This window comes from Bradyrhizobium sp. CCBAU 11357 (assembly GCF_028128865.1).
GTDB lineage: Bacteria > Pseudomonadota > Alphaproteobacteria > Rhizobiales > Xanthobacteraceae > Bradyrhizobium.
Genome location: NZ_LBJW01000112.1, coordinates 55,737 through 82,721, shown reverse-complemented (window position 1 = coordinate 82,721; position 26,985 = coordinate 55,737). Strand labels below are relative to the sequence as shown.

Genomic DNA, 26,985 nt, shown 5'->3' with positions numbered 1-26,985 from the left:
GTCGTGCGATACGGCCATCCCCTCAATCGATCTTGCGCGCCTCTTCCGGCAGCATGATCGGGATGCCGTCCCGGATGGGATAGGCGAGCTTGGCGCTGCGCGAGATCAGCTCCTGTTTCGCGGAATCGAATTCCAGCGGGCCCTTGGTCAGCGGGCAGACCAGGATCTCCAGCAGTTTTGGATCGACGCTGGGTTCGGGACGTTCGGTGGGCGCATTCATGGGAGTCTCCGGCACTCGCCTGCCTTTACCATAGAAATTCGCACCCGCCATCACGGCCTCAGGTTGTTGTTTACGCATGATCTTTCCGGAAAACCGCTTCGCACTTTTCCGGATCATGCTTTAGGCGGAGACCATCGCCAGGAGCTCGTCGAGCATGGCCTGCAGCCGCGCGGCCGTGATTGACGGGCCCGACAGCGCGAAACCGAGAAATGTCCAGTACAGGATCTGCGCGCGGGCCTGCGCCATTGCCGGGACCTGCCCACGCTTTTGCAGCAGCTCTTCGATATAGTCGAGCCTGCGGCGGTCGATTGCGCGCACCGCCCCTTGCGCGCTCGCATCGAACGCCGCCCAATTGCGCACGGCGCGCTCGAGGTCGAGTCGCGCGCCGAAGGATCTCCGCAATAGCATCCTGAGCGGCTCGTCGCTGGCCGCTTCGACGTCGGCGATGATCTGCTCGGCCGCGATCTCGCGCCAGCGCTTCAGCACCGCGGCGTGAAACGCGGCCAGATCGGCGAAATGCCAATAGAAGCTGCCGCGCGACACCCCCATGGCCTTGGCGAGCGGATCGGCCTTCAGCGCCGTGAAGCCGCTTCTGGCCAGTGCCTTGAGGCCCTGGCTGGTCCAGTCGTCGGCGGAGAGCTGTTGGTTCATGTCACTTCCCGGAATCGCGCCATACACTAGTGTATTGACAGGCGACTGGCCAGACGTTATCGATCCATACATAAGTGTATGGAGGCGTTGATGCGTGATCTGCTGCTCCAGTGCGCCGGCGTCGTGACCATCGCCGCGGCCCTCATCCACGGCTACCTCGGCGAGGCCAAGGTCTTTCCCCGCGCGCGCATCGAGCCGGAGCGGCTCCGCACCCTGATCCGGCTGGTGTGGCAGGTCTCGACCGTGGCCTGGATAGGTGGTGGCGTGCTGCTGATTGCGGTGCCGTGGATGCAATCGGAGCCGGCTCGTCACTGGATCGTCGCCACCATGGCCTGCGTGCTCGGCCTTTCCGCCCTCGCCAACGCATGGGCGACGCGCGGCCGGCATTTCGGGTGGATGGCGCTCAGTGCGGTCGTCGTGATGTCGGTTGCCGGGTACTAGCTGCGCTTCCACCCGATGAGGCGTAAGGCCGCAGCGGTGGCGCAAAATCCGCAATCTCCGCAGGAAGCCCTCACATTATGGCTCATGTTAGAACCAGTCTAAACTCTACAATAGAACTTATCTAAAGCGGACCAAGCCCCTCATTGTTGACTTCACCCCCCTCTTTGCTTCCTTCGGTGTGCTCCGCGGCTCCGCGCAGCGCCCACGACAGAGAGGAGAAGTTCGTGAAGGTCATTCGAGTTGTTGCCATTGCACTGACGATCGGGATTGGCGCGGGATCGACGGCCATGGCCGACGGTTTCAAGAATTGCACCAAGCTCGACAAGGCGTCGTGGAAGCCCGCCAGCGAAGCCGAAGCCAAGGCCAAGGCACTGGGCTATGAGGTGCGGCGCTCCAAGGTCGAAGGCTCCTGCTACGAGGTCTACGGCGTCAAGGAAGGCAAGCTTTACGAACTGTTCTACAGCCCCGAAGATCTCAGCCTGAAGCACACGATCGCCAAGTAGGTTGCTAATAGGCCGGCTGCGCGACGCGTTCTGCGCAAAGCAGGGCTCGAGGATGGTCTTTGCTTGATTGAAGAAGCGATGCCAGAAGCTCGCGGGGTGTCCGACCGGACCCCCGCCGAGCGAACCGCGCCGCGGACGATCGCTGTCTGGGACCTGCCGCTGCGCCTCTGGCACTGGGCTCTCGCGGCCGGCGTTCTGGCCGCCTGGTTCACGCCGACCGTCTATGACGGCCTTCACCGCATGGTCGGCTATGCGGTGCTGGGGCTTCTCGCGTTTCGCCTGGTCTGGGGCGTCTGGGGAAGCCGCTATTCGCGCTTCCGCATGGTCGGCGTCCGGCTGCGCGCCTCGCCCCGCTATCTCTGGAATCTGCGCCGCGGCATCACCGGCCGCTATATCGGGCTCAATCCCGCCGGCACGCTGATGCTGGTCGCGCTGCTGGCCTCGCTCGCCGTTTCGACCATCACGGGAGCGATGTCGGTCACCGTCACGTTCTTCGGCGTGTGGTGGGTCGAAGACGCTCACCACTATTCATCGGATGCCGTCATCGTTCTGGTCGTGCTCCACGTCGTGGGCGTGGTGCTGATGGGAATTCTGCAGCGCGAGAACCTGATCCGCGCAATGATCACCGGACGCAAGCGCATCCGCGGCCACCTTTAGAGCATGATCCGAAAACGCGCATAGCGGTTTCCCCGCGCGACAAGCGCGGAGCGCGTTAGCCCGACAGATCAAATTTTACGGACGACGTTAGCATGCCGCTAAGCGTGCAATCATGCGCGGCACAAAATTAACGCGAATGGCGATTAGCCGATCCAGCATCGACAATATCGACGATGAGGCGAGACTGGATGTTCCGCGTTTTCTCCTGCCTTACGACCGAGCACGATTGGCGGCTCGTCGTGCTCGCTGCCCTGGTCTGCTTCGTTGCCAGCATCGTCGCGGTCAGCATCTTTCACCGCGCGATCGCGACGCGCGCGAGAACCCGGTGGATCTGGATCGCCATTGCCGGCGCGGCCATCGGATACGGCATCTGGGCCACGCATTTCGTCGCGATGCTCGCCTACGAGCCCGGCGTCACGACGGGCTACGGCATCGTGTTGACCGCGTCCTCCCTCGCAGCGGCTATGCTGCTGACCTCGGTCGGCTTCGGCGTCGCGGTCGTCACGTCCGGCCGCTGGCGTGCGGCGGCTGGCGGCATCATCATCGGCGGCGGCATTGCCAGCATGCACTATATCGGGATGTGGGCGCTTGAAGTGCCGGGCCGAGTCTCCTGGTCCGTCGACCTCGTCCTCCTCTCCATCGTTCTGGGCATGTGCCTCGGCTACGCTGCGCTGGCGGTCGCGCTCACCCGCCAGGGTTACCGGGGAACGCTCGCCGCAGCCGTCCTGCTGACGCTCGCCATCGTCTCGCATCACTTCACGGCCATGGGCGCCGTGCAGATCACACCGGATCCGGCGCGCGCAACCGATACGCTTTCGCTTTCTCCGGCGTTCCTCGCGCTCGCCATCGCCGGCGTCGCATTGTCCGTGCTGGGGATGAGCCTGATCGGCGTGCTGGCCGATCGTCGTCTGGCGACCAGAACCGCCAGGTTCGAGGAGATCATCAGCCAGCTTTCCATCGCCCGGCAGCAGCTCGAAGGGTCGCAGAACGACCTCAAGGAACAGAAGCTGAGGCTGGACACGGCCATCAACCACATGGTCGAGGGCCTTTGCATGTTCGACGCCGAGAAGCGGCTCGTCATCTGCAACGAGCGTTACGCCCGGTTGTACCGGCTGCCCGCGGAATTGCTGCGCGCCGGAACTCCGCACCGCGATATCATCAGACATCGCGTCACCAGCGGCATACTCGAAGGCGAGGCCAGCGATTTCGCCGCCGAACGGCAGATCGCCAAGCTCGAGGCACTGCCGATCCATGCCGTTTCGAGCCGCATCGACGCGTTCGCCGATGGCCGGCTGATCTGCGTGACGCGGCAGCCGATGGCCGGCGGCGGCTGGGTGGCCACGCACCTGGATGTCACCGAGCAACGCCGGTCCGAAGCGAAGATCACCTACATGGCGCAACATGATGCGCTGACGGAGCTGCCGAACCGCGTGCTGCTCAAGGCGCGCCTGGAGCCAGCTCTTGCCGATACGCGTGGCGGAAAGCTCCATTTGGCGGTTCTCCTGCTCGATCTCGACCGCTTCAAGGAGGTCAACGACACGCTCGGACATCCGGCAGGCGACCTGCTGCTGCGTTCGGTCGCCGTGCGCCTGCTGGATTGCGTCAGGGAGACGACGTTCGTCGCCCGATTGGGCGGCGACGAATTCGCCGTGGTCGATTACGTGGCCAATCCGGTTGCAGACGCGGCCTCTCTCGCCGAGGCGATCCATGGCGCGCTCAGCGCGCCGTTCGATCTCGGCGATCATCAGGTCATCGTGGGCACCAGCATCGGGATCGCCATTGCGCCCCAGGACGGCGCCGATTCCGACACGATCCTCAGGAGCGCGGATCTGGCCCTCTACTCGGCGAAGAGCGCCGGACGTGGCGCATTCCGCTTCTTCGAGCCGGAGCTGGACCAGCTCCTGCGTGCGCGCCGCAACCTGGAGCGGGATCTGCGGAAGGCGCTTGCGAGAAGCGAATTCGAGCTCCACTACCAGCCGTTCGTCGATTTGAAGAGCGGCGAGACCTGCGGCTTCGAGGCATTGCTGCGTTGGCATCACCCCGAGCGCGGTCTTGTCTCGCCAGGCGAATTCATTCCGGTCGCAGAGGAAACCGGCTTGATCCTGCCGCTGGGGGAATGGGTCTTGAGAACCGCCTGCGCCGAAGCGGCAAAATGGCGTTCCGACCTGAAGATCGCGGTCAACCTGTCTCCAGCGCAATTCAGGAGCAGGGAGCTCGTGTCGACGATCGTGGGCGCCTTGGCGGCTTCGGGAATTGCGTCAAACCGGCTCGAGCTCGAGGTCACCGAAACCGTCATCATGCACGACAGCGGGACCGTATTCGCAGCACTCAGCCAGCTGCGCGAACTCGGGGTGCGGATTGCCCTCGACGATTTCGGCACCGGCTATTCATCGCTCAGCTTTCTGCAAAAGTTTCCGTTCGACAAGATCAAGATCGATCGCAGCTTCGTCAGCGAGCTGTCCAGTCCGATGGAGGAGCCTCATCGGATCGCGCGGGCCGTGGTCCAGTTCGCAACGAGCCTCGGCAAGACGTCCACCGCCGAGGGCGTCGAAACCGCCGAGCAGCTGGACATCCTGCGCCAGGAGGGCTGCGTCGAGGCGCAGGGCTTCTACCTCAGCCCGCCGATGCGGGCCTCGACGATCGCACGGCTGGCGGACCGAAAGGTTGAGGCCGGCGAGTATGCCGCTTAGGCGGGCGGGACCTTCACTGCAGCGGCGGATCGCCGCTGGTGCGCTTCTTGGCGAGGTCCATCTCGGTGACGGCGATCAGGATCTCGGCGCGGGTCTTCAGGTCGGGTGCCTCCAGCATCGCCTGCTTCTCCGCGGGGCCATAGGGCGACATCATCGCCAGCGCATTGACGAGCGCCTCGTTGGGCGCGCTCTCGACGCCTTCCCAGTCGACCTTGAGATTGTTGGCCTTCAGGAAATCCGCCAGCACCGCCAGCAGCGCCTCGCGGTCGACCTCCTCCTCGCCCATGCGCGCGGTGAAGTCGTCGACGAAGGCGAAGAAGTCCACCTTGCACTGCCGATAGAGGGTGAGCACCTCGAGCTCCTCGACCACCTTGAAGCGCGAAACGCCGGTGAGCTCGAGGATATAGCGGCCGTCGCCGGATTCGGCGAGCTGGGTGATGCGGCCGACGCAGCCGACGCGGAACAGCGCCGGCTTGTCGGAATCCTTCCGTGAATGCGCAACGTCGGGCTGGATCATGCCGATCAGGCGATGCCCGTCGCGGAAGGAATCGTCGACCATCGCGAGGTAGCGCGGCTCGAAGATGTTGAGCGGCATCTGGCCGCGGGGCAGCAGCAGCGCGCCCGGCAGCGGAAAGACCGGGATGATCTCCGGGAGGTCGGCGGGCCCGCGATATTCGATGTTGATCGGCATCTGCCCGGTCCCACTGGCGTTGCTAGCGCATGATCCGGAAAAGTGTGGAGCGGTTTTCCGAACAGATCATGCTCAAAAAAGGCCGTTACGAAAACAGGATCGTCGACAAACGTTTGCGGCCTTCGACGGTTGCATCATCCGTGCCGCCCCAGGCCTCGAAGAACTGCACCAGCTGCTTGCGGGCACCGTCGTCGTTCCATTTGCGGTCGCGCTTGACGATCTCGAGCAGCTGCTCGGTCGCCGCCGCGCGGTTGCCTTGGGCGTTGAGCGCGGTGGCAAGGTCGAAACGGGCCTGATGATCGAGCGGATTTGCGGCGACTTTCTGTTCCAGCTCGGCGACCGGTCCGAGCGATTTCGCCTGCTCGGCGAGATCGATCGCGGTCTGCACGGCCTTCACGGCCGGGTCGTTGCGCTTGGATTCCGGCACCATGGCCAGCGTCTGCTTGGCCTGCTCCATCGCGCCGGAGACGGCGTAGCACTTCGCGAGGCCCGCAAGCGCCGCGATGTTGGTCGAATCATGCTGCAGCGCCTCGGCATAGATCTGCGCGGCCGCCGCCGCGTCGCCCTCGGCGAGCACCGCGTCGGCCTCCTGCACGATCTCGGCGACGTTGACCTCGCCCGGCGCGGTGACGCCCTTGGTCAGCCGCTCGATGAAGGCGTTGACCTGGCTCTCCGGCACCGCGCCCATGAAGCCGTCGGCCGGCTGGCCGTTGACGAAGGCGATCACGGCCGGGATCGACTGGATGCCCATCTGGCCCGGGATCGCCGGATGGTGGTCGATGTTCATCTTGACCAGCTTGACCTTGCCCTTGGCCGCCTTCACCGCCTTCTCCAGCACGGGGGTGAGCTGCTTGCAGGGGCCGCACCATTCCGCCCAGAAATCGATCAGCACCGGCTGGCGCTTCGATTCCTCGATGACGTCCTTCACGAAGGTCTGGGTGGTGGTGTCCTTGATCAGGTCGGCCGCAGCCGGGCCCGCCGCTCCGTTACCCTGGTCGATGATCGTCACGGGATTTCCCTCGTCATGTCTGGAATGGCGGCTCTTTAGCACGCCGCCGCGTCATATGCTTGTGGTCGGCTCCTAAATTGGGCCGAATGGGCCGAATTTCAATCCAGGCCCCGCGATTCGCCGGTTCCGGGACATTTCCGGTCGATTTGCCCAGCTTCCGGCTCCATATGGGGCCTCAAATGCGAATTGATGCCGCCGGTAGCTGTTGCATTCCCCTCCCGCTTTTGGCATACGACAGCCGTTGCCGGCGCGTCACGCGACCGACACAGGATGCGGGTGTAGCTCAGTGGTAGAGCACGACCTTGCCAAGGTCGGGGTCGAGGGTTCGAGCCCCTTCGCCCGCTCCAGTCCTCCCTAGGCTGGCACTGTGAAGTGCTCTCCAATTCCGGGAGGCTGCATGAAAATTCTCAGATACTCCGGATGAGGAAGCGCAAGCCCGCTGTCATTCTAGAGCCATCGCCTAGGGCGTTTTGCTTTCCCGGCCGCCTGGGACCAGGTAGCAATTTCGAGGGTCTTCGGGGGCCTACCGGCTCGCCAGGGGCCTCGAAGGCTGTAACTCAATGGATTTTCGGGCCTTCAATACTATATTCTAGGGGCAGGAGCATCCATGTCCGCCCAACGTTCCGCCACCAAGGTCCGGTACACTGCTGGCGTAATCCAGCGGTTAGCGGCCGCGAATAACGTAGCTGTGGTCGTCACCTCAAACGACGTCTTTGCCCATCACGTGACGCGGCTCTCCGGCGACGACGTGAACTTCGATCCGATCGAGAATTCCATTGTCGCGCTCCAGCGCGCCGGGATCTTGGATCGTGTTCAGGCGGTACGCCTGCAGGCGCGCTATCTTCGCGAAAGCCGTCCGTGACGTTTGATCCGTTCGGGGATTTTGCGACGCGCGGCTATCTGCGCAACGTCGCGAAGGCCAAAGATCCCGAAATCGTTCAGCGCCTCCTGCACAATTCTTTCCTGACCGGCATCGATGCAGCCTTGGATCATCTCAAGGCGCGGTCGTCCTTGAGCTATGTCGATGTCCTGCGAACACACAAAACGCTCTTCGAAGGGGTGTTCCCGTGGGCTGGAGAGGATCGCCAAACGAACGCGTCCCATATCTTTGTGAAGAAGGGCGCCGTCATCTTCGCCCACCCCAATGACATCCGCAAAGCGATCGGCTACGCGCTTGAAAAGGGACAAGACAAGGCGTTCATGGCGGAACGGCTCGGCGAAGTGATGGGTTATCTCGCCTATGGCCATCCCTTCCTCGACGGCAATGGCCGCACTATCATGCTGATTCATGCGGAACTTGCCCGCCGGGCAAACGTCGGCATTGGGCCGCCACGGACAAAGACCAATATCTCGCCGCCCTGACGCAAGAACTCGAAGAACCCGGCAAGGGCAAACTTGACGCTTACCTCAAGCCATTCATCCGAAAGCGCTCGGAGCAGGGAGACATTGCGGACGCGATCAAGGGCGCGCCGGGGTTGGATGGCGGGAACGCCGACACCGTCACAGGCGAGACGAGCAATCAACGCTCAACGCGCAATACGAAGCGCAAGAAGCCAAGCGCAAGGGCGAGCAAGGTGATGCGCAGAACAGCAGGTAACCCAACCGTAGCTTCGGCATGTGTAGAGGCGTCCATTGGAACGGAGCGTGGTTCTCCGTGCTGCCTGCCGCTGTATTTGCAATGACAATTCTGGTCACCGGCAGCGCGGGTCACCTAGGGGAGGCGATTCTGCGGACGCTCCAGGCGCGCGGCTCATCCGTGCGCGGGATCGATCTCAAGCCCTCCCCCTTCACCGATGCCGTCGGCTCCATCGTCGATCCCGGCTTCGTACGGCGGCAGATGGAGGGTGTCACCGCCGTGGTCCACACCGCGACGCTGCACAAGCCGCATGTGGCGACGCATTCCAAGCAGGACTTTGTCGACACCAACGTGTCAGGCACGCTGAACCTGCTCGAGGCGGCCGCGGCGGCCGGCGTGAAGAGTTTTGTCTTCACCAGCACCACCAGCGCGTTCGGTTCGCAGCTGCGGCCCGAGGCGGGACAGGCGGCGGTGTGGGTCACCGAGGCGCTGCCCTCGGTGCCGAAGAACATCTACGGCACGACCAAGCTGATGGCCGAAAACCTCTGCGAGCTGTTCTTTCGCGAGCGCGCGCTGCCGGTCGTTACCTTGCGGACCTCGCGCTTCTTTCCGGAGGACGACGACGATCCGGCGATGCGGTCGGCCTATTCGCTGGAGAACGCGCAGGCCAACGAGCTGCTCTATCGCCGGCTGGATATCGCGGACGCGGTGAGTGCGCATCTGCTCGCAATCGAGCGCGCGCCCAGCATCGGCTTCGCGCGCTACATCGTCTCGGCGACGAGCCCGTTCGAGCAACGCCATCTCGCCGCGTTGGCGCGCGATGCCGCCGCTGTCGTGCGCGAGCTCTATCCGGAGTGCGCGCAGCTCTATGCAGCGCGCGGCTGGCGACTCTTCCCCGCGATCGACCGGGTCTATGTCAACGAGCGCGCGCGGCGGGAGCTCGGCTGGCGGCCCGAATTCGACTTCGCGCATGTGCTGCGCAGCCTGCGCGATGACCGCGACTTCCGCAGCACGCTGGCGCGCGAGGTCGGATCGAAAGGCTATCACGACACGCTGTTTGACGACGGACCCTATCCTGTCGCCTCGTAAGCGCCGCAATTGCTATTTTGCTCGACGCTTCAAATGTCTGTCCGGCGTCACCGGGGGCGGATCAACTTGCGTCGTTCTACTGTGCATGGGGTTGTTTTCGCACTTTTGTATGCGCACCCCTCGAACCGCCTGCGCGCGCGCTCCTCGATTCCGCGTTGCAGCGACAACGCGGCGTCGCGGTGTTCATCCGTTCATTCACATTCCGTCTCAATTTTTGATGAGCGCAGCCGCGCTGCATCCGGCGCGCTTCTCACGATGGGCAGATGTGCTAACCTTTTTGCGTCTGTCGTCCCGACGGGCTCAAAACTTCGCCTCTCGACTAGCAAAACAAAATAACGCGCAGCCCTGACGGCTGCCTTAGGGGAGTGATGCGATGATATCGATGTTCCATCGATCCGTGTTGGCGCTTGCGGCCGTGGCCCTTCTCGCGGGGACCGGTGCCGGCAACGCGCAGCAGCAGGACAAGAACAAGCCGCTGAAGAAATACGAATCCGGCACCAAGGAGTTCTGGACCCATCCGCCGGACGATTGGTTCCTCGGCGACGAGACCGAGGCGCAGAAGGGCCTCGCGCCGCCCTCGGGCCCGCCGACCGGCGCCTCCGACGCCGAGCTTGCCAACATCGTCAAGAAGATCAAGCTGCCGTCGGGTTTCAAAATCGAGGTCTACGCCTCGGGCGTGCTGGCCGCGCGGCAGATGGCCTGGGGTGACAAGGGCACGTTGTTCGTCGGCTCGTTCGGCCTCGGCAACGTCTATGCCATCAAGGACAACAACGGAAAGAAGGAGGTCAAGACCGTCCTCAAGGGCCTGAACATGCCCACCGGTCTCGCCTTCAAGGACGGCGCGCTCTACGTCATCGCCGTCGACAAGCTGATCCGCTACGACAACGCCGAAGCCAATCTCGACAATCTCGGCCAGGGCAAGGTCGTCTATGACGACATGCCCTCCTACGCCGCGCATGGCTGGAAATACATCGCGGTCGACAAGGAAGGCTGGTTCTTCCTGCCGTTCGGACCGCCCTTCAACATCGGCATTCCGCCGACCAGCGTCTCGCAGATCCGGCGCGTCGATCCCAAGACCGGCAACGCCGAAATCTGGGCGCTCGGCGTCCGCAACTCGGTCGGCGGTGACGTCGATCCGCGCACCGGCAAGCTCTGGTTCACCGAGAATGCCCGCGACTGGATCAGCGATGATCTGCCCTCGGACAAGCTGAACATGATCAACAGGATCGGCGAGCATTTCGGCTATCCCTATTGCCATCAGGGCAATCTTCCCGACGACAAGTTCGCGATGGGCCACAAATGCTCCGAGTTCACGCCGCCCGTGCTGAATCTCGGTGCCCATGTCGCGCCGCTCGGCATGAAGTTCTACACCGGCGACCAATTCCCCGCCGACTACAAGAACAACATCCTGATCGCCGAGCACGGCTCCTGGAATCGCCACAAGTACCAGGGCGCGCGCATCGTGCGCGTGATCGTGGGGCCCGACGGCAAAAACCCGAAGCAGGAGATCTTCGCCTCCGGCTGGCTCGAGGGCGACCAGGGCTATCTCGGCCGTCCCAACGACATCATCCTCGCCAAGGACGGATCGATCCTCGTTGCGGACGATTGGGCCGGCGCGATCTATCGCATCAGCTACAGCAAGAAGTAGCTAAGTGAAGCAGAGGCTGCGGTGGCCGAGAGGTGCCGCAGCCTCCATTTCAAAATCTCATGCTGTCGTTCCGGATTGCGCGGCAGCGCAAGTGCGGAACCCATAGCCCCGAGTCGTGGTTATGGATTCTCAGATGCGCAATTGCGCATCATAGCTCGTGCTCTGCACGCCCCCCGGAATGACGACCTCGATAGATCGGAATCCTCATCATGCGCCGGCAGTTCACCTCGCACGCAATCAGCGCGGTTGCGTTCGCAGCGATCGCATTTGTCCCAGCCGAGGCCGCCGACAATGCCGCGATCAAGGAAAAGGCCGCCGCATGCTCCGGCTGTCACGGCGAGAACGGCATCTCGCAGACCGAGAACATCCCCTCGCTCGCCGGCCAGCCCGATCAATTCCTGCAATGGCAGCTCGTGTTCTTCCGCGCCGGCTCGCGCAAGAACGATCAGATGCAGCCGATCGTCGAGGAGATCACCAACGAGGACATCCGCAATTTCGGTGCCTACTTCGCTTCGCTGACACCGCCGAAGGCACCCGAGGACGGGGATCCGGACCTGTCGAAAAAGGGCGCGCAGGTTGCCGCCGGCCGCCGCTGCGCCTCATGCCATACGGACAGCTATGCCGGCACCAAGGCGGTGGCGCGGCTCGCCGGCCAGCGCGAGGAATATCTCGTCAAGGCGCTGCACGACTACAAAGCCGGCCAGCGTGTCGGCGGCGGCGTCGCCGCGATGGCCGACGTCGCCTATCACATGAGCGACGAGGAGATCATCGCCGTCTCGCACTATCTCGCGCATTTGAAATAGCGCGGAGCTGTTTCGGAAAACAAAGCTCGTCGCGCCCCGGGACGACACCGAATGTGTGGCTGCTACCTACCCCGCCCGCTGCCTCTCATACGCCTTCAGATGCGTATACGCGATGCGCAGCTTCGGCACCGGCACCTTGGCGGCGTCGGCGCGCGCGATGAGGTCGCCAATAACGTGATCGGCTTCGACAGGCAGACCCGCCTTGATGTCGCGGAACATCGACGCCGTCAACGGCGAGCCCTCGGTGGTGAGATTGCCTTTGACGCGCTCGAAGAACGGCCCGCCCGGCGGGTAGCCCGATGCAGCAGCGACCGAGCTGGTCTCATCCAGCATGCCGAGGAGGAAATCCCGGCCGCCGGGCGCGGCGAGGATATTGCCGACGGACGTCCGCATCAGGCTGGTGCTTGCCGCGAGCGAAGACAGGAACACCCACTTCTCCCACATGTCCTGCATGATGTTCTGGCTGGCGCTGGCGCCATTGATGCCGCTCCTGAAGGCCTCGTCGAGCGCCTTCACCCGGTCCGACATCGCGCCGTCGCGCTCGCCGTAAGTGATCGACTGCATCGGCTGGAGCTGCACCACCTCGCGCTTCTCGTTCAGCGTCGCCGCGATGGCACAGAGGCCGCCGAGCACGCGCTCCTTGCCGAACCTGGCATCCAGCGTGTCGAGATGCTTCATGCCGTTGAGCATCGGGATGATCGCGGTGTTGGGCCCGACCGCCGGGGCGAACGACTTGATGGCATCGTCGAGGTCGAACGCCTTGCAGCTGAGCAGCACGACGTCGAACTTGTCCTTGATCGTGTCGGCCTGAACCGTCGGCGGGTTCTTCAAGGTCACATCGCCGTTCGGGCTCTTGATGACGAGGCCGGCGCTCGCGAGCTCGCCGGCGCGGCGCGGCCGGACCAGGAAGGTGACGTCGCGGCCGGCCTGCAACAGCCTGCCACCAAAATAGCCGCCGATGGCGCCGGCGCCGACCACGAGGATACGCATGAGACAAGCTCCGTTATTGTTGTTCTTCGGACAATGGCGAATGGCGAATAGGGACTAGCGAATAGGATAGCAGATGACGAAACGCGAGTAACGTTTCCACTACTCGCCATTCGCCATTGACTACTCGCCCTTCTCGAGCACCATCTCCTCGACCTCGCGCAGCTGCTCCTTGCCGAAGAACATTTCATTGCCGACGAAGAAGGTCGGCGAGCCGAAGGCGCCGCGGGCGACCGCCGCTTCGGTATTCTTGATCAGTCTGCCCTTGACCTCGGGTTCCTGGCTGCGGGCAAACAACTTTTGCGCATCGAGGCCGGATGAGGCCAGCGCCTTCGCCGCGATCTCGGGATCGTCCATCTTCTTCGGCTCGCGCCACATGTGGTGGAAGGCGGCCTCGACATATTTTTCGAAGACTCCCTCGAGCTGCGCCGCGATCGCCGCGCGCATCAAATTCAGCGTGTTGACGGGAAAATGCGGATTCCAGACATAGGGCTGGACATTGAAGCGCTTGATGAAGCGCTCGGTCTCGATCTGCTGGAACTCGCGCTTGTTTTTGATGCCGGCGAGCGTCTCGGCCGGCGACTTGTTGTTGGTCGACTTGAAGATGCCGCCGAGCAGGATCGGCACATACTCGAACTTGACGCCGATCCGCTGTTCGATCGCCGGAATCGCCAGATGGCTGAGATAGGCGTTGGGGCTACCGAAATCGAACAGGAATTGCGGGGCAGTGCGGGTCAAGATCATTCTCCCTGGCCTGGCTTTTTGAGTTGGCTTTTCCTCATTGTGGCGCAGGGCGCGCCACAGGTCCATCGTTTAATGACGGTCATAATACTTTGACGGTCAGATCAGGCGCGGGATCGCCCGCTTGCGCCACACCAGGTGGTAATAGCCCATCTGCAGAATCAACATGGCGCAGAACACGATGGGATAGGCGGCCCACACGCCGGTCAGGCCGACGGCATGGCTGAGGATGATTGCGGCCGGCAGCTCGATTGCGGCAATTGCGAAGATCGACAGCAGCATCGGCGTCAACGCGACGCCGGCGCCGCGCATCGCGCCCGAGAACACGGTGGCGAGCCCGAACGGCACCGAGCTCCACAAGGCGATGTTGAGCAATCCCTTCGCCAGGTCAAGCACGGCGCCGTCGGTGATGAAGATTCCGAGCACCGCGCGCGGCGCGAGGTAGATCAGTGCCACCAGCCCGCCGGTCAGGACGATGTTGAACGCAAGGCCCATCCGCACGATGCCGTCGACCCGGGCTCGGTCGCCGCCGCCGCCGACGGCCTGGGCGCCGAGGATCGAGACCGCGATCGAGATCGACATCGCCGTGAACTGCGCATAGCCCATCACCTGGTTGACGGCGCCATAGGCCGCGGTGGCATTCGAGCCGAAGCCGTTGACGAGGCCGAGCAGCACAAGCTCGGCGATCGCCATCACCACCATGCCGATCGCGCTCGGCAGGCCGATGCCGAGAATTTTGCCGAACACGGCGCCGTTCAGCCGCAGGTGACGCAGCAGCGTCGCGTCCGGCGCGAGCGCGTGCTTTTTCCGCAGCAGATAGGCGGCGAGTACGATCAGCGTCAGCGCGTTGGCGGTCGCAGCCGCCCAGGCCGGACTGGTGATGCCGACGGCCGGCAATCCGAACGTGCCGTGGATCAGCATCGGCGTCAGGATCAGGCCGATCGCCGTCGACAAGGCCAGCGCCAGCAGCGGCGTCAGTCCATCGCCGACGCCGCGGATCATCGCCGTCATCAGCAGGAAGACGAAGCCGAGCGGCATAGTCAACAGCATGATGCGCGCATAGGCGCTGGCCTCATCGAGAATGTCCGCGGGCGTGGCGAGCATCACCATCAAGTGCCGGCTGAAGAGCCCGCCGACGAGTGCAATCGCAATCGAGAGCAGCAGGCCGGCGGCGAGCGTGGTGCCGACGATGATCTTGATGCGGCCGTGCTCGCCGGCGCCGAAGGCCTGGCCGATCAGCACGGTGGCGCCGGTGCTCAGGCCCATGACGAAGGCGAACAGGAAGAACATCACCGGAAAGAACGCTGAGACCGCGGCGAGCGCGTCGACGCCGATCATCTGGCCGAGATAGACGTTGCTGACGGTGCCGAACAGCGATTGCAGGGCGTTGCCCAGCATCAGGGGGACGAGGAAGCGGAGGAATGTGGTCCAGAGCGGTTTTGCGGCAGACATGGCATTGGCCTTTCATCAGGGCGTGCGAAGCCGTTGCCGCGCACTGCGCGGCTCGGCCGTCGATGGGGTTGTGAAGAGCGATGCGCGGTTTAAGCGCGGTCGCTGTAGGCGAGCTTGACGATGTGGTCGCGGATGTCGGCCGGCCAGTCGGCGATCAGCCCGGTGAAGCGCCGCCGGTCGCCTGCGAACAGCGCGCGCGAAGCTTCCTCGAACTGCGGCAGGTCGCCGGCCATGGTCGACATGAAGTGGTAGGCCGCATCGCGCGCTTGACGCTCACGGTCCTTGTCGCCGCTGGCGCGCCTCGCCTCGTCGACCAGCTTGCGCAGCGCGACCGAAGCACCGCCGGCCTGCGCGTTGAGCCACTCCCAGTGCCGCGGCAGCAAGGTCACCTCGCGCGCGACCACGCCGAGCTTCGGCCGGCCGCGGCCGCGCGGCTCCGCGGGTGCTTCCGTCGCCTCAGCCGACGGCGGGGCAAGCTTCGCAAGCCGGGCCAGCACCTCGCGGTCGTCACCGCGCAGGTCGAAATCGATCGACCGGCCCGTGCCGTCGTCGAAGATGATGATCGGCTGCTCCAGCGGCTGCGTGGCACGCTTGACGGCAAGCGCGACATCGCCCGCCGTGCCGGAGGCCAGCCGGCGCTGGCCGGCGAAAGCTGTGTAGGTCCCTTGCATTGGAATCATTGCCATATTGACCGAGCTGCCGGTTTAATACCCGGGTAAATTCTCCGCGTCAATATACCCGGGTGAAAATACCCGCAGCGACGGCTCGACATTGCGTTGCCGGGCTGGCACGAACGAGCCGGCCGACCGACCACGCCTAGCCCGGGGACCTCACGATGCTGACCGTTCACCACCTCAACAATTCCCGCTCGCAGCGCGTGCTGTGGCTGCTCGAGGAGCTGGGCGTTCCTTACGAGATCGTGCGCTACCAGCGCCAGCCGGACATGCGTGCGCCGAAGGAGCTGCGCGCCATCCACCCGCTCGGCAAATCGCCCGTCATCACCGACAACGGCAACACCATCGCCGAGTCGGGCGCGATCATCGAATATCTCATCGCGACCTATGGCAACGGACGGCTGATCCCCCCGGCGAACACGCCCGAGCGTCTGCGCTACACCTATTGGCTGCACTATGCGGAAGGATCCGCGATGCAGCCGCTGCTCTTGAAGCTGCTGTTCACGCTGATGCCGAAGCGCGCGCCGGCGCTGCTGCGCCCGCTGGTGCGCAAGGTCTCCAACCAGGCGCTGACCGCGCTGGTCAATCCGCAGATCAAGCAGCACATGGACTATTGGGAAGGCGAGCTTGCGAAGAGCGAGTGGTTCGCCGGCAGCGAGTTCACTGCGGCCGACATCCAGATGAGCTTTCCGCTCGAAGCCGCCCAAGCCCGCGGCGGGCTCGAGCAGGGCCATCCCAAGGCGATGGCGTTCCTGGAGCGCATCCACGCCCGGCCTGCGTACAACCGCGCGCTTGAGAAGGGCGGGCCGTACCAGGTCGGGCGGTAAGCCTACTCAGTCGTTCCGGCGCAGGTTACTGCCCCGCCGCCTCCGCGCCGCGCGTGCGCGGATCGGGCGCGCCGAGCGGCCCGTTCGGCGTCACCAGAATCGAGTTGGCCGATGTCTGCCCCATCGGCTCGACGACGAGGTGCCCCATTGCCTTCAGCTCGAGCAGCACGCCCTCGGGAAAGCCGCGCTCGAGGCGCACTTCATCCGGCAGCCATTGATGGTGCAGCCGCGGCGTTGCGACCGCGGCCGCAACATCCATCTTGTAGTCGAGCACGTTCACGATCACCTGAAGCACGGTCGAGATGATGCGGCTGCCGCCGGGCGAGCCCGTCACCAGCACCGGCTTGCCGTCTCTCAGCACGATAGTCGGCGACATCGACGACAGCGGCCGCTTGCCCGGTCCAGGCAGATTCGCCTCGAAGCCGACGAGGCCGTAGGCATTGGAGGCGCCGACCGCCGCGGTGAAATCGTCGAGTTCGTTGTTGAGCAGCACGCCGGTGCCGTCGGCGACCAGGCCGACGCCATAGCTGAAGTTCAGCGTGTAAGTGTTGCTGACGGCGTTGCCGCGCGCATCGACGACGGAAAAATGCGTGGTGTTGCTGCCCTCGCGCGGCGCGGCAGAAGCAGACACGAGCTCCTTCGAGGGCGTGGCGCGTTCGGCAGAAATGCCCGCGCGCAGCTTGGCGGCATAGTCCTTCGCGATGAGGGTCTCGATCGGCGCGTTGACGAAGGCGGGATCGCCGAGATAGCGGGCGCGGTCGGCATAGGCGCGCTTCATGGCTTCGATCAAGAGATGCAGCGACGCCGCCGATCCCTGCTTCAAATCGGCAAGAGGAAAGCCTTCGAGGATGTTGAGCGTCTCGATCAGCACGATGCCGCCGGACGATGGCAACGGCATCGAGACGATGTCATAGCCGCGGTAGCTGCCGCGCACCGGCGCGCGGACGACCGGCTGATAGGCCTTGAGGTCGGCCGGCGTCATGATGCCGCCGGCATCGGTCACGGCCTTGGCGAGTTTCTCGGCGACCGGCCCCTCATAGAATCCCCGCGGCCCCTGCGCGGCGACGGCCGCCAGCGTTTCGGCGAGATCGCCCTGCACCAGCCGACCGCCTTCGCCCAGCGGCGTGCCATCCGGACGCGAGAAGATCTTGGCCGAGGACGGCCAGCGTGCCAGCCGCCGGTGCCAGCTCGGCAGCGTATCGGCCATGTCGTCGCTGACGATGAAGCCGTCGCGTGCGAGCGCGATCGCGGGCGCCAGCAGTTGCGCCAGCGTGAACTGACCCGAGCCGTATTTCTCGAGCGCGAGCGCGAGGCCGGCGACGGTGCCGGGCACGCCGATGCCGAGCGCGGAATCCCGTGACTTCGTCGTGTCAGGCTTGCCGTCGGCGCCGAGGAAGATCTGCGGCGTGGTCGCGGCCGGCGCGGTCTCGCGATAGTCGATCGTGATGTCTTCATTGCGGTCGGCGGAATGGATCACCATGAAGCCGCCGCCGCCGATATTGCCGGCACGCGGATAGGTCACCGCCATCGCAAAGCCGGTCGCGACTGCGGCATCGATGGCATTGCCGCCGCGCCGCAGGATGTCGGCGCCGATCTGCGCGGAGATCTTCTCCTGCGCCACCACCATGCCGTGCTCGGCGGCGACGGCCCGCACCGCATCGCGTGCCGGCGGGACATAGCCCGACCGCGCGTCCTGAGCGGCCGCCGGCGTGAGAGCGAACGCCAGACTGGCGACGATCGCGAAAAAGGTTCGCCGTGTTGTATATGACGACATCATCGAAATTACCGTCGCACGCTCGACCCGGTTCACAGCTGTCTCGGTAATGCTATACGGTTTGCGCCGAGAGAGACAAAACTGTTCGTGATGAGGACTGCGTGATGACGACGATCGCCCCGGATGTGCGCATGGCTGGCGCGCCGCGGTCCTATCCGCCGCGCGCTGCCGTCGTCAGCTGGATCTTCTTCGACTGGGCCGCACAGCCCTATTTCACGCTGATCACGACCTTCGTGTTCGCGCCCTATTTCGCGACCAGCGTGGCACCAAATCCCGCCACCGGGCAGTCGCTGTGGGGCTTTGCGATGGCTGCGGCGGGCCTTGCGATCGCGCTGCTGTCGCCGGTGCTGGGAGCGATCGCCGACGCCGCCGGCCGCAGGAAACCGTGGATCGCGGGGTTCGGTGTGGTTCTGGTGCTGGCGTCCTGCACGCTGTGGATCGGCAAGCCCGGCGATGCCGCCGTCATTCCCCCGCTGCTCACTGCGGTGGCGCTCGCTAGCATCGGCGCGGAGTTCGCCACCGTCTTCAACAATGCGATGATGCCGACCCTGGTGCCACCGGAACGGATCGGCCGGCTTTCCGGCACCGGCTGGGCCACGGGCTACATCGGCGGCATCGTCAGCCTGATCATCGTGCTTGGCTTCCTCGCTGCCAATCCCGAGACCGGCCGGACGCTGCTCGGCTTCATGCCGTTGTTCGGGCTCGATCCCGTCACGCATCAGGGCGACCGTGCCGCCGGCCCGCTGACCGCGGTGTGGTTCATCATCTTCGTGACGCCGATGTTCCTGTTCACGCCGGATTACCCGGCGAAGCGGCCGTTGCGCGAGGCGCTACGCGAGGGTCTGTCGGAGCTGAAGCAGTCGATCGAGAGTCTGCCGAGGCAGAAATCGCTCGCGGCATTCCTGCTCGCCAACATGATCTACACCGATGGTCTGGTGTCGTTGTTCGCCTTCGGCGGCATCTATGCCGCCGGCACCTTTGGCTGGCACACGATCCAGATCGGAACGTTCGGCATCATGCTCGCGATTGCCGGCGCGTTGGGCGCATGGCTCGGCGGCAAGCTGGATGATCGTCTCGGGCCAAAGCGCGTCATCGCCGGCAGCCTGCTGGTCCTGCTGCTGGCGGTGGCCGCGATTCTTCTGGTCGACAAGGACAGTGTCCTGTTCGTCAAGACCGCGCCGCCGCAAGCAGGCGCTCCCCTGTTCTCGAGTGCGGCCGAGCGTGCCTATCTCGTGCTGGGCTGCCTGATCGGTGCTGCCGGCGGCCCGCTCCAGGCTGCTTCCCGCACGCTGCTGATCCACCTCGCACCCAAGGACCGCATCGCGCAGTATTTCGGCCTGTTCGCGCTGACCGGGAAGGTGACGTCCTTCATCGGCCCGCTCCTGATCGGCACGGTCACCGCGCTGACCGCAAGCCAAAAGGCCGGCATGGCCGTGCTGGTCGTGTTCTTCGTCGCAGGGTTCGCGCTGTTGATGCGGGTGCGGGATTAGCCACACCACGCGATCCCACCTCGTCATTGCGAGGAGCGAAGCGACGAAGCAATCCAGACTTCCTCTGCGGAAAGATTGCTTCGCTGCGCTCGCAATGACGAGGTCGATAGGATCGTCGTAGCTCTTGCAGCCCGCTCCGCAGATCGTGTCAATGCCTGAAGTGCCGCGTGCCCGTGAACACCATGGCGATGCCGTGCTCGTCGGCGGCCTTGATCACCTCGTCGTCGCGCATCGAGCCGCCAGGCTGCACCACGGCGGTGGCGCCGGCTTCGATGCAGGCGAGCATGCCGTCGGCGAACGGGAAGAACGCATCCGAGGCCACCACCGAACCCTTGGTGAGCGGCTCGGCGAGCTTCAGCTCGCTAGCAGCATCCTGCGCCTTGCGCGCCGCGATCCGGGCTGAATCCACCCGGCTCATCTGGCCCGCGCCGATACCGACGGTGGCGAGATCCTTGGCATAGATGATGGTGTTGGACTTGACGTGCTTTGCGACCCGGAACGCGAACTTCAGGTCGCGCATCTCTGCGTCGGTCGGCGCGCGCTTGGTCACGGCCTTGAACGTCATGTCGTCGACGACCGCGTTGTCACGGCTCTGCACCAGCAGACCGCCGGCCACCGTCTTGGCGGTCAGGCCCGGCGCACGCGGATCGGGCAGGCTGCCGGCGAGCAGCAGGCGCAGGTTCTTCTTGCCGCCGATGATGGCGATCGCCTCTTCGCTGGCATCGGGCGCGATGATGACCTCGGTGAAGATCTTGGTGATCTCGCGCGCGGTGTCGGCATCGAGCGGACGGTTCATCGCGATGATGCCGCCGAACGCGGACGTCGAATCGCAGGCCAGCGCCCGGCGATAGGCCTCGACGAGGTTCGGTCCTTCGGCGACGCCACAGGGATTGGCGTGCTTGACGATGACGCAGGCCGCGGTGCGCTTGGCGTCGAACTCGCCGATGCATTCATAGGCCGCATCGGTGTCGTTGATGTTGTTGTAGGAGAGCTCCTTGCCCTGGAGCTGCCGCGCGGTGGAGACGCCGGGGCGCCTGTCCGGGGTCGCATAGAATGCGGCACTCTGGTGCGGATTCTCGCCGTAGCGCAGCGACTGGATCAGGTGGCCGCCGAAAGCGCGGAAGTCGGGCGCTTCGATCTCGAGCTGACGGTTGAACCAGTTGGAGATCGCGGCGTCATAGGCCGCGGTGCGCGCATAGGCCTTTGCGGCCAGCCGCCGGCGCAGCTTCAGCGTGGTCGCACCCTTGTTGGCGGCGAGCTCGTCGAGCACGGCCTGATAGTCCTGCGCCTCGACCACGACGGCGACGTCGTCATGGTTCTTCGCAGCGGCGCGGATCATCGCGGGGCCGCCGATGTCGATGTTCTCGATGCAATCTTCGAAGCCCGCGCCTTTGTCGACGGTCGCTTCGAACGGATAGAGATTGACGACGAGCAGGTCGATCGGCGCGATGCCGTGCGCCTTCATCGCCTCCGCATGCTCCTTGTTGTCGCGGATCGCGAGCAGGCCGCCATGCACCTTCGGATGCAGCGTCTTGACGCGACCGTCCATCATCTCGGGGAAGCCGGTCAGCTCGGAGACGTCCTTCACCTTGAGGCCGGCCGCGGCGATCGCTTTCGCGGTGCCGCCGGTCGAGACCAGCTCGACATCGTGCGCGGCAAGCGCCTTGGCGAACTCGATCAGGCCGGTCTTGTCGGAAACGGAAAGGAGAGCGCGGGTGACGCGGCGGGGATGATCAGTCATGAGCAAGATCCTCTGTTCAGGGAGTGTCTATGCCCAGGCGCGCGGCTTATATGTCCCGCGCTTCCCGATGGTGCTCCATCCAAGGTCGCCAGTCGCGCGAGCGAGCGCTCGATAGCAGCTTTTGGCGTCGCTCTCAACGGGTAGATGGGGCCGGATCGCGCTGTTTACAACGGAAGTTCCGGCTCGCGCCGGGCGTTGCGGCGGGCATTGGTTACCGCGGGCGAGGCGGTGGAGCGGACAAAGCTCCAGCGGATCGAGGGCGCCTGGCGGGCGTTCTGACGGATCACGATCTGGGCGGTGCGGCGCGGGCCGTCATTGCCGGCCAGGAACACGCTGTCCTCGAGATCGACCTTGTCGTCCAACGCCTCGAAGGTCCAGACGTCGCGGTTCGGCAGCACCAGCATGACGCCGCGCGCATCCGACAGCCGGCTCGCCTTCACCGCCGGATGCAGATGAAAGCGCAGCGCGAAATCGGCATCGGCACCTTTGAAGCGTCCGCCCTGCGGCGGCGACAGCGTGTCTTCGCCGTCGATGCGCGCCCCGTCATTGCCGATCATCAGCACGCGGCGGTGGATCGCGCCGAACTTGCCGAGATAGCCGTCATGCGAAGTCGTGAGCAGCGTGCCGTTCTGCACGACCTCGCGATAGCTCTCGACCTCGACCGGGCCGCTGGTGACGGGCGCGCCGTGCAGGAGCCGCTTCATCGCCGACATCTCGACGAACTGGCATGACGACGTCTCGTGATAGGTCAGCGTCGAATGCGCCGCCGTGCTGCGCGCGAAGGGCCGCCAATTGTCGCGGCCGGTGGTCGGCATGCCGCAATTGGTGACGATGCGGCTGATCCCGGAGGACAGTTCGAACGACAGGCAGCCGGCATGGGCATCATGGCTGACACCGGCCGGCGGCGGCGGACCGGTGTCGATGATGACGGTGGTCTGGCCGGCATCGAGGCGCTGAAAGCCGGTATGCGGCATGTTCGCCATCGGCGCGCCGTGGGTGTCGTCATAGGCGAGCAGCGTCGCGAGCAGGTCGGACGAGGTCGCGCTCATGCCGTTGAACAGGGCGAAATTCCCGTCGCCGTGCCGGAAGAAGCGCAGCATCGGCATCATGCGGTCGATCGCATTGAGCAGCGCCGGCGGCGGCGCGATGTTGCGCGCGGCGAAAGTCTGCCGCAGCGGCAAGAGGTCGATCAGGAGTTCGATCAGCGCGCCCGGATTGCGCGAGATGTGGCCGCCATCGGGAAGGATCTGCCGCTGCAATTCGTCGGACAACTTCTTCGAGGCGGTGCGGATATGACGTGTCTGGTTGGCGAGGCACAGGGACGCATAGCACAGCGCGATCAGCACCTGCAGCTTCGGCACCCCGTCCGGAATGTCGACCATGGTGTAGCGCAGGAAGCGGATCTCGCGCGCGAGGGCGCGCAAGTAGCGGCGGTAGAACTTGTTGTCGGTCTCGTTCAGCACCAGCGGTGCCTGCGACAGCAGCGAGATCACGCGCCGCGCCAGCACGTCCGCGCGGCGTGCGACGGGACGGCGCTTGTTGGCGGGGTTGCCGATCCAGTCCTCGATGAGTGCGCGCGCATTCGCCCGCGTCAGCGCCGTGTCGGCGGCGCGCAAATGACGCAGCCAGCCGAAGCCGAGCAGCGCAACCTCCCAATCCTCCGACGGCGGCTCGAGATCGAAGATCGAGCGGCCGTGGCAATTGACGATCTTGCCGGCGAAGACGAAGCGACCGGCATAGATCTCGGCGGCGCGGGTCGCATCCGCGGTACGCAGATCGTGCGGCGCGATGATCAGCCGGTCGGTGCGGCCCGGCCAGACCCGCGACAGCACGACGGAACCGCCGCTGGCTCGCGCGAGCATGTTCCGCGCGAAGCGGTTCATGACCAGCGTCGAGATACGTCTGCGTTGAGCGACCGACACGCCTTGCCTTGATGGGGGAGAGGATCAGTGACGAATCCTTATTAATCCCAAAATCGGACGCCTGACACCACCTTGAACGGCGCGAATCAGCGCCGCGGTCGCAAAATCCAGTGCAAAATCAGGATTTAACGAGCCGGGCCGCGAAAAATCCGTCGAGGCCGCCGAGCCTTGCATCGGCGTTCGGCAGATGGCAGGGCAGGGTGCGCAGGTCGCCGTCCCCATTGAGGATTTCGTCGAGGCCCGCAACCTCCGATGCCGCGATCGGAGCGCGGCGAAGGGCCGGCTCGGCGGCGAGCAGTGCCGCCACCGCTTGCTCGCCTTCCTCGGGTTCCAGCGAACAGGTGCAATAGACCAGTGTCCCGCCCGGCTTGAGCAGCGAGACGGATTTCTTCAGCAGCCGCTGCTGGAGCGCGGCCAGGGGGGCGATGTCGGATTCCTGCCGCAGCCATGCGACGTCGGGATGCCGGCGGATCGTGCCGGTGGAGGTGCAGGGCGCATCGATCAGAATACCGTCGAACGCCTCGGCCGGGCCGGCCCATTCGACGGCGTCAGCGACGACGGTCTCGGCCTGCAGCGACAGCCGCGTCAGGTTTTCGCGCAAACGCGCCACCCGCGCGGGCGAGCGGTCGATCGCCGTCACATGCGCGCCTGATCGCGCCAGCTGCGCGGTCTTGCCGCCGGGGGCGGCGCAGAGATCGGCAATGGACTTGCCCTTGACGTCGCCGAACAGCCGGGCGGGCAACGCGGCGGCGGCGTCCTGCACCCACCATTGTCCTTCGGCGAAGCCGGGCAGCATGGTCACCGAACCGTGCAGCAGCATCCGCACCGTTCCCGTCGGCAGCGTCTCGCCATGCAGGCGGCTCGCCCATTGGGCGGGATCCGATTTCACCGTGAGATCGAGCGAAGGCTCGTGGCCGAGCGCCGCTGCCATGTCGCGTGCGGTCGCCTCGCCATAATGCGCGCTCCAGCGCGCGAGCAGCCATGGCGGCAGGTCCAGCGATTGTGTCGCGACCTCCTCGACCAGCGCCTTGCCCTCGCGCGCGCAGCGGCGCAGCACGGCATTGACGAGGCCGGCATAGCGCGCGGCGCGGCGGTCGGATTGCACGAGGCGGACGGAGAGATCGACCGCGGCGTGATCCGGAACGTCCATCCAAAGGATTTGCGCGGCTCCGATCAGAAGTGCGCTCTGCGCCCGCGGCGCTTCGGAGGGAATACCCTTGTCGAGCAGGCGGGACAGCACATGGCCGAGCGTGCCGAGCCGGCGCAGCACGGTGGCGACCAGGCGCCGCATCAGCGCGCGGTCGCGGTCGGCCAGCGTCTTCAGTCCGGGATGGGCACCGCCGCCGTCGAGCTGGTCGTCGAGCGTGCGGTGCTTGTGCAGCACGCCGTCGACGATGTCGGCGGCAATCCGTCGCGCCGCAAGGCCGGGCACTTCGGACGGAGGGACGAAACGTTGAGATGGCATGCGGAAGCAAGGTTCTGAACGAGCGGCAGTTCCGCCGCAATGGGCGCATGCCTTGAGAACTCGATCTCTGACACGCGAATATGCCAAATGTAAGAATCGCTTGCGGGTTTTTCAGCGCTCCGCGCCGATTTCAGGAATGCGTTATTGGGCGTCGCGTTACGCCCGGTCCTGCGCTAGAACGCGCGGCGATGAGTGACCCCGTTCCCGATCGCAAGCCGCTGCCGCCGGCCGCCCAGCGCGCGCTGGCAGAGGCCGAGGCGCGCCGGCAGGCTGCGGCCGCGGCTCATGAAGCGACACCCAAGGAATTGCAGGGACCGAAGGGCCCCGAGCCAACGCGCTACGGCGATTGGGAGCGTAACGGCATCGCTTCGGACTTTTGAGGCGCCGGGTCTGCACTCTCTTGCCGGTTCGGCCGACTCAGCCCTAGCGTGCGCGGATGCCGCGCTTCGATCCCAGCCGCCCATATCGGTCGTCCTACGGCGGCTCGCCTTTCAGCCGCCGTTTCTCTGGTTTGTTTCCCTGGATGTTCGTGGTCGGCCTCGCCGTTGCTATCGTGCTTACGTTCCGGCACGGAACCAATTGGCCTATTCCGCATGTGGGTGACGGAGAAACGCGAGATGCCGAGATCATCTTGCAGCGGTCCGGCAGTGCCGAGATGCGACAGCCGGTCGAGGTCATCCGCGCCGTCGATGGCGATACTTTTCTGGCCCGCATGCATCAGCAGGGCGGCCGCGATCTCGTCGCACGCGTTCGCCTGCGCGGCATCGATGCACCCGAGATGAAGGCGTCCTGCCAGGAGGAATTGAACAAGGCTGAAGCCGCGACCGGCGCGCTGCGTGCGCTGCTCGGCCAGGGCGGCGTCACGATCAGCAATCTCGGCGCCGACAAGTACGGACGCGTCCTCGCCGATGTTGCGACCAGACGGACCGCTGACGTCGCGGCCGCGCTGCTCGCGGGCGGCTACGTGCGCAGCTACAATGGCGGCCATCGCGACGGCTGGTGCGCGCGGGGCTGGCGCTTCTGGTAACAAGAAAGCCGCGTCGAGCGATGCGGCTTTGACTGTCTTCTGGCGATCACCTCGATCAGCGCGTCACGACCACCGTCGTGCCGACGGAGACGCGGCCATAGAGATCGGTGATGTCGTCATTGAGCATGCGGATGCAGCCATAGGAGACGAAGCCACCGATCGAGCCCGGCACGTTGGTGCCGTGGATCGCATATTCGCCGCCGGCGAGCGTCATCGCCGCAACGCCCATCGGGTTGCGCGGCGAGCCGCCCGGAATGACGTCGGGCATGTTCGGCTTGTCGCGCTTCACCTCGGCGGGCGGCGCCCAGGCCGGATTGAGATATTTGCCGTCGATCCGCGTCGTGCCGGCCCACTGCTTGCCGGCCTTGCCGACGCCGACCGGATAGCGCACGGCCTGGCCGTTGCCGAGGATGAGATAAAGCCGCCGCTCGCTGGTTTTGACCACGATGGTGCCCGGCGAATAATCGGCCAGGTGTGACCCCACCATTTCCGGCCGCGCCTGCGCCGCCGTCGACGTCAAGGCCCCTGCCGCGATGGTGGCGGCCAGTGCCACCGCAATCCTCATCGACATCGATGCTTCCCCTTAACCCCAAACGGATCGTCTAAAATGACGCAGAGCCCGGCAATCGCCGCCGCACCAAGCCCTCGTCGATGCTCATTCTTAACCGCGCCCGTTAACCCAATGGTTTCCACACGCGGCTGCCGAGGGCCGGCCAGCAGGGGGAACAAAGGAAATGTTCGAAATAAAGTAAATGACCTGAAAACAACACTCGGCGGGAAAGATGCCGGCGCGCCACCGCGCCCGCTGACAAGAGCGTGAGGGTGTGAATGGCTGTTGTCTTTGGGGAGCGCTGACGCGAAAACTATCTCGTGTCCCGGACGCGCTGCAGCGTGGAACGCTGCTGCG

At 65.0% G+C, this 26,985-nt stretch carries 26 protein-coding genes, 1 tRNA gene and 1 riboswitch; of the genes, 14 read left to right on the top strand and 13 right to left on the bottom strand.

All coding sequences use genetic code 11. From position 1 onward, the window contains the following. Positions 1–22: 22 nt before the first annotated feature. Both XI05_RS34345 and XI05_RS34340 read right to left on the bottom strand, forming a co-directional pair. Positions 23–220 carry a Trm112 family protein gene (locus XI05_RS34345; protein WP_027535355.1) on the bottom strand — a complete coding sequence of 66 codons (198 nt, stop codon included), beginning with the start codon at positions 218–220 and terminating at the stop codon, positions 23–25. Positions 221–340: 120 nt separating this feature from the next. Further along, a complete protein-coding gene (locus XI05_RS34340; protein WP_271510198.1) occupies positions 341–871 on the bottom strand; it encodes a TetR/AcrR family transcriptional regulator in 531 nt (176 codons plus the stop codon). 90 nt (positions 872–961) lie between these two features. On the opposite strand from XI05_RS34340, the gene XI05_RS34335 reads away from it, so the two are divergent. From XI05_RS34335 to XI05_RS34320, 4 genes are all read left to right on the top strand, one after another. Further along, the gene (locus XI05_RS34335; RefSeq protein WP_271510196.1) at positions 962–1,312 is read left to right on the top strand and encodes a hypothetical protein; all 351 of its coding nucleotides are present in this window, start codon (positions 962–964) and stop codon (positions 1,310–1,312) included. Between the two features lie 224 nt (positions 1,313–1,536). After that, entirely contained in the window at positions 1,537–1,815 is a 279-nt protein-coding gene (locus XI05_RS34330; RefSeq protein WP_025033089.1) for a PepSY domain-containing protein, read from the top strand. A 63-nt stretch (positions 1,816–1,878) separates the two neighbouring features. After that, the gene (locus tag XI05_RS34325) at positions 1,879–2,472 is read left to right on the top strand and encodes a cytochrome b/b6 domain-containing protein (RefSeq protein WP_271510194.1); all 594 of its coding nucleotides are present in this window, start codon (positions 1,879–1,881) and stop codon (positions 2,470–2,472) included. A 188-nt stretch (positions 2,473–2,660) separates the two neighbouring features. Further along, positions 2,661–5,162: an EAL domain-containing protein gene (locus tag XI05_RS34320; RefSeq protein WP_271510192.1), complete on the top strand. Its 2,502-nt coding sequence runs from the start codon at positions 2,661–2,663 to the stop codon at positions 5,160–5,162. A 13-nt stretch (positions 5,163–5,175) separates the two neighbouring features. On the opposite strand, the gene XI05_RS34315 is transcribed toward XI05_RS34320, so the two are convergent. Continuing rightward, positions 5,176–5,853 carry an LON peptidase substrate-binding domain-containing protein gene (locus XI05_RS34315; RefSeq protein ID WP_271510190.1) on the bottom strand — a complete coding sequence of 226 codons (678 nt, stop codon included), beginning with the start codon at positions 5,851–5,853 and terminating at the stop codon, positions 5,176–5,178. An 85-nt stretch (positions 5,854–5,938) separates the two neighbouring features. Then, the gene (gene trxA, locus XI05_RS34310) at positions 5,939–6,862 is read right to left on the bottom strand and encodes a thioredoxin (protein ID WP_172787852.1); all 924 of its coding nucleotides are present in this window, start codon (positions 6,860–6,862) and stop codon (positions 5,939–5,941) included. Between the two features lie 272 nt (positions 6,863–7,134). On the opposite strand from trxA, the gene XI05_RS34305 reads away from it, so the two are divergent. The 6 genes from XI05_RS34305 to XI05_RS34280 all read left to right on the top strand — a co-directional run bounded on the left by XI05_RS34305 (position 7,135) and on the right by XI05_RS34280 (position 11,978). Continuing rightward, positions 7,135–7,209: transfer RNA gene (locus XI05_RS34305), tRNA-Gly, on the top strand. 260 nt (positions 7,210–7,469) lie between these two features. After that, positions 7,470–7,724 carry a hypothetical protein gene (locus XI05_RS34300; protein ID WP_212257870.1) on the top strand — a complete coding sequence of 85 codons (255 nt, stop codon included), beginning with the start codon at positions 7,470–7,472 and terminating at the stop codon, positions 7,722–7,724. Then, positions 7,721–8,224: a Fic family protein gene (locus tag XI05_RS34295; protein ID WP_271510188.1), complete on the top strand. Its 504-nt coding sequence runs from the start codon at positions 7,721–7,723 to the stop codon at positions 8,222–8,224. Before XI05_RS34300 ends, XI05_RS34295 begins: the two co-directional genes overlap by 4 nt. Positions 8,225–8,540: 316 nt before the next feature. After that, positions 8,541–9,527, top strand: coding sequence for an NAD-dependent epimerase/dehydratase family protein (locus XI05_RS34290; RefSeq protein WP_271510186.1), 987 nt, complete (start codon positions 8,541–8,543; stop codon positions 9,525–9,527). 373 nt (positions 9,528–9,900) lie between these two features. Next, on the top strand, positions 9,901–11,175 hold the full coding sequence (locus XI05_RS34285) for a PQQ-dependent sugar dehydrogenase (RefSeq protein WP_271510184.1): 1,275 nt from the start codon (positions 9,901–9,903) through the stop codon (positions 11,173–11,175). A gap of 209 nt (positions 11,176–11,384) precedes the next feature. Next, positions 11,385–11,978, top strand: coding sequence for a c-type cytochrome (locus tag XI05_RS34280; protein ID WP_271510182.1), 594 nt, complete (start codon positions 11,385–11,387; stop codon positions 11,976–11,978). Positions 11,979–12,044: 66 nt separating this feature from the next. Here the strand turns inward: XI05_RS34280 and panE are convergent, their stop codons facing one another. The 4 genes from panE to XI05_RS34260 form a co-directional block, all read right to left on the bottom strand. Then, positions 12,045–12,968 (bottom strand): 2-dehydropantoate 2-reductase, encoded by a 924-nt coding sequence (gene panE, locus XI05_RS34275; protein WP_271510180.1) that lies wholly within the window; start codon positions 12,966–12,968, stop codon positions 12,045–12,047. A gap of 120 nt (positions 12,969–13,088) precedes the next feature. Further along, entirely contained in the window at positions 13,089–13,703 is a 615-nt protein-coding gene (locus XI05_RS34270) for a 2-hydroxychromene-2-carboxylate isomerase (protein ID WP_271510178.1), read from the bottom strand. 102 nt (positions 13,704–13,805) lie between these two features. Then, positions 13,806–15,158 carry an MATE family efflux transporter gene (locus tag XI05_RS34265; RefSeq protein WP_271510177.1) on the bottom strand — a complete coding sequence of 451 codons (1,353 nt, stop codon included), beginning with the start codon at positions 15,156–15,158 and terminating at the stop codon, positions 13,806–13,808. An 89-nt stretch (positions 15,159–15,247) separates the two neighbouring features. Continuing rightward, complete coding sequence (locus XI05_RS34260; RefSeq protein ID WP_271510175.1) at positions 15,248–15,829, bottom strand: DUF2239 family protein; 582 nt, start codon at positions 15,827–15,829, stop codon at positions 15,248–15,250. 164 nt (positions 15,830–15,993) lie between these two features. Between XI05_RS34260 and XI05_RS34255 the strand changes: the two genes are divergently transcribed. Continuing rightward, the gene (locus XI05_RS34255) at positions 15,994–16,659 is read left to right on the top strand and encodes a glutathione S-transferase family protein (RefSeq protein WP_271510173.1); all 666 of its coding nucleotides are present in this window, start codon (positions 15,994–15,996) and stop codon (positions 16,657–16,659) included. A gap of 25 nt (positions 16,660–16,684) precedes the next feature. On the opposite strand, the gene ggt is transcribed toward XI05_RS34255, so the two are convergent. Then, on the bottom strand, positions 16,685–18,436 hold the full coding sequence (gene ggt, locus XI05_RS34250) for a gamma-glutamyltransferase (protein ID WP_271510171.1): 1,752 nt from the start codon (positions 18,434–18,436) through the stop codon (positions 16,685–16,687). Between the two features lie 101 nt (positions 18,437–18,537). On the opposite strand from ggt, the gene XI05_RS34245 reads away from it, so the two are divergent. Further along, positions 18,538–19,923, top strand: a complete 1,386-nt coding sequence (locus XI05_RS34245) for an MFS transporter (protein ID WP_271510169.1) — start codon at positions 18,538–18,540, stop codon at positions 19,921–19,923. A 148-nt stretch (positions 19,924–20,071) separates the two neighbouring features. Here the strand turns inward: XI05_RS34245 and purH are convergent, their stop codons facing one another. From purH to XI05_RS34230, 3 genes are all read right to left on the bottom strand, one after another. Next, entirely contained in the window at positions 20,072–21,664 is a 1,593-nt protein-coding gene (gene purH, locus XI05_RS34240) for a bifunctional phosphoribosylaminoimidazolecarboxamide formyltransferase/IMP cyclohydrolase (protein ID WP_271510166.1), read from the bottom strand. Positions 21,665–21,688: 24 nt separating this feature from the next. Beyond that, a riboswitch (ZMP/ZTP riboswitch) is annotated at positions 21,689–21,770 on the bottom strand. A gap of 58 nt (positions 21,771–21,828) precedes the next feature. Next, positions 21,829–23,547: a heparinase II/III family protein gene (locus XI05_RS34235; protein WP_271510164.1), complete on the bottom strand. Its 1,719-nt coding sequence runs from the start codon at positions 23,545–23,547 to the stop codon at positions 21,829–21,831. 157 nt (positions 23,548–23,704) lie between these two features. Continuing rightward, on the bottom strand, positions 23,705–25,051 hold the full coding sequence (locus XI05_RS34230; RefSeq protein WP_271510162.1) for an RsmB/NOP family class I SAM-dependent RNA methyltransferase: 1,347 nt from the start codon (positions 25,049–25,051) through the stop codon (positions 23,705–23,707). Positions 25,052–25,239: 188 nt separating this feature from the next. Between XI05_RS34230 and XI05_RS34225 the strand changes: the two genes are divergently transcribed. Together XI05_RS34225 and XI05_RS34220 are read left to right on the top strand one after the other, a co-directional pair. Further along, complete coding sequence (locus tag XI05_RS34225) at positions 25,240–25,431, top strand: DUF1674 domain-containing protein (protein WP_271510160.1); 192 nt, start codon at positions 25,240–25,242, stop codon at positions 25,429–25,431. 56 nt (positions 25,432–25,487) lie between these two features. Continuing rightward, positions 25,488–26,078, top strand: a complete 591-nt coding sequence (locus XI05_RS34220; RefSeq protein ID WP_271510159.1) for a thermonuclease family protein — start codon at positions 25,488–25,490, stop codon at positions 26,076–26,078. Between the two features lie 55 nt (positions 26,079–26,133). Here the strand turns inward: XI05_RS34220 and XI05_RS34215 are convergent, their stop codons facing one another. Continuing rightward, complete coding sequence (locus tag XI05_RS34215) at positions 26,134–26,649, bottom strand: L,D-transpeptidase (protein ID WP_172787872.1); 516 nt, start codon at positions 26,647–26,649, stop codon at positions 26,134–26,136. Positions 26,650–26,985 lie beyond the last annotated feature (336 nt).

Bases quoted from the DNA above. Each gene is read 5' to 3' on its own strand.
- XI05_RS34255 (WP_271510173.1), top strand. From the start codon at position 15,994: ATGCTGACCGTTCACCACCTCAACAATTCCCGCTCGCAGCGCGTGCTG.
- XI05_RS34230 (WP_271510162.1), bottom strand. From the start codon at position 25,051: ATGCCATCTCAACGTTTCGTCCCTCCGTCCGAAGTGCCCGGCCTTGCG.
- XI05_RS34245 (WP_271510169.1), top strand. From the start codon at position 18,538: ATGACGACGATCGCCCCGGATGTGCGCATGGCTGGCGCGCCGCGGTCC.
- XI05_RS34260 (WP_271510175.1), bottom strand. From the start codon at position 15,829: ATGCAAGGGACCTACACAGCTTTCGCCGGCCAGCGCCGGCTGGCCTCC.
- XI05_RS34265 (WP_271510177.1), bottom strand. From the start codon at position 15,158: ATGTCTGCCGCAAAACCGCTCTGGACCACATTCCTCCGCTTCCTCGTC.
- XI05_RS34345 (WP_027535355.1), bottom strand. From the start codon at position 220: ATGAATGCGCCCACCGAACGTCCCGAACCCAGCGTCGATCCAAAACTG.
- XI05_RS34340 (WP_271510198.1), bottom strand. From the start codon at position 871: ATGAACCAACAGCTCTCCGCCGACGACTGGACCAGCCAGGGCCTCAAG.
- XI05_RS34315 (WP_271510190.1), bottom strand. From the start codon at position 5,853: ATGCCGATCAACATCGAATATCGCGGGCCCGCCGACCTCCCGGAGATC.
- XI05_RS34235 (WP_271510164.1), bottom strand. From the start codon at position 23,547: ATGAACCGCTTCGCGCGGAACATGCTCGCGCGAGCCAGCGGCGGTTCC.
- ggt (WP_271510171.1), bottom strand. From the start codon at position 18,436: ATGATGTCGTCATATACAACACGGCGAACCTTTTTCGCGATCGTCGCC.
- XI05_RS34300 (WP_212257870.1), top strand. From the start codon at position 7,470: ATGTCCGCCCAACGTTCCGCCACCAAGGTCCGGTACACTGCTGGCGTA.
- XI05_RS34335 (WP_271510196.1), top strand. From the start codon at position 962: ATGCGTGATCTGCTGCTCCAGTGCGCCGGCGTCGTGACCATCGCCGCG.
- purH (WP_271510166.1), bottom strand. From the start codon at position 21,664: ATGACTGATCATCCCCGCCGCGTCACCCGCGCTCTCCTTTCCGTTTCC.
- panE (WP_271510180.1), bottom strand. From the start codon at position 12,968: ATGCGTATCCTCGTGGTCGGCGCCGGCGCCATCGGCGGCTATTTTGGT.
- XI05_RS34320 (WP_271510192.1), top strand. From the start codon at position 2,661: ATGTTCCGCGTTTTCTCCTGCCTTACGACCGAGCACGATTGGCGGCTC.
- XI05_RS34290 (WP_271510186.1), top strand. From the start codon at position 8,541: ATGACAATTCTGGTCACCGGCAGCGCGGGTCACCTAGGGGAGGCGATT.
- XI05_RS34285 (WP_271510184.1), top strand. From the start codon at position 9,901: ATGATATCGATGTTCCATCGATCCGTGTTGGCGCTTGCGGCCGTGGCC.
- XI05_RS34220 (WP_271510159.1), top strand. From the start codon at position 25,488: ATGCCGCGCTTCGATCCCAGCCGCCCATATCGGTCGTCCTACGGCGGC.
- XI05_RS34215 (WP_172787872.1), bottom strand. From the start codon at position 26,649: ATGTCGATGAGGATTGCGGTGGCACTGGCCGCCACCATCGCGGCAGGG.
- XI05_RS34225 (WP_271510160.1), top strand. From the start codon at position 25,240: ATGAGTGACCCCGTTCCCGATCGCAAGCCGCTGCCGCCGGCCGCCCAG.
- XI05_RS34280 (WP_271510182.1), top strand. From the start codon at position 11,385: ATGCGCCGGCAGTTCACCTCGCACGCAATCAGCGCGGTTGCGTTCGCA.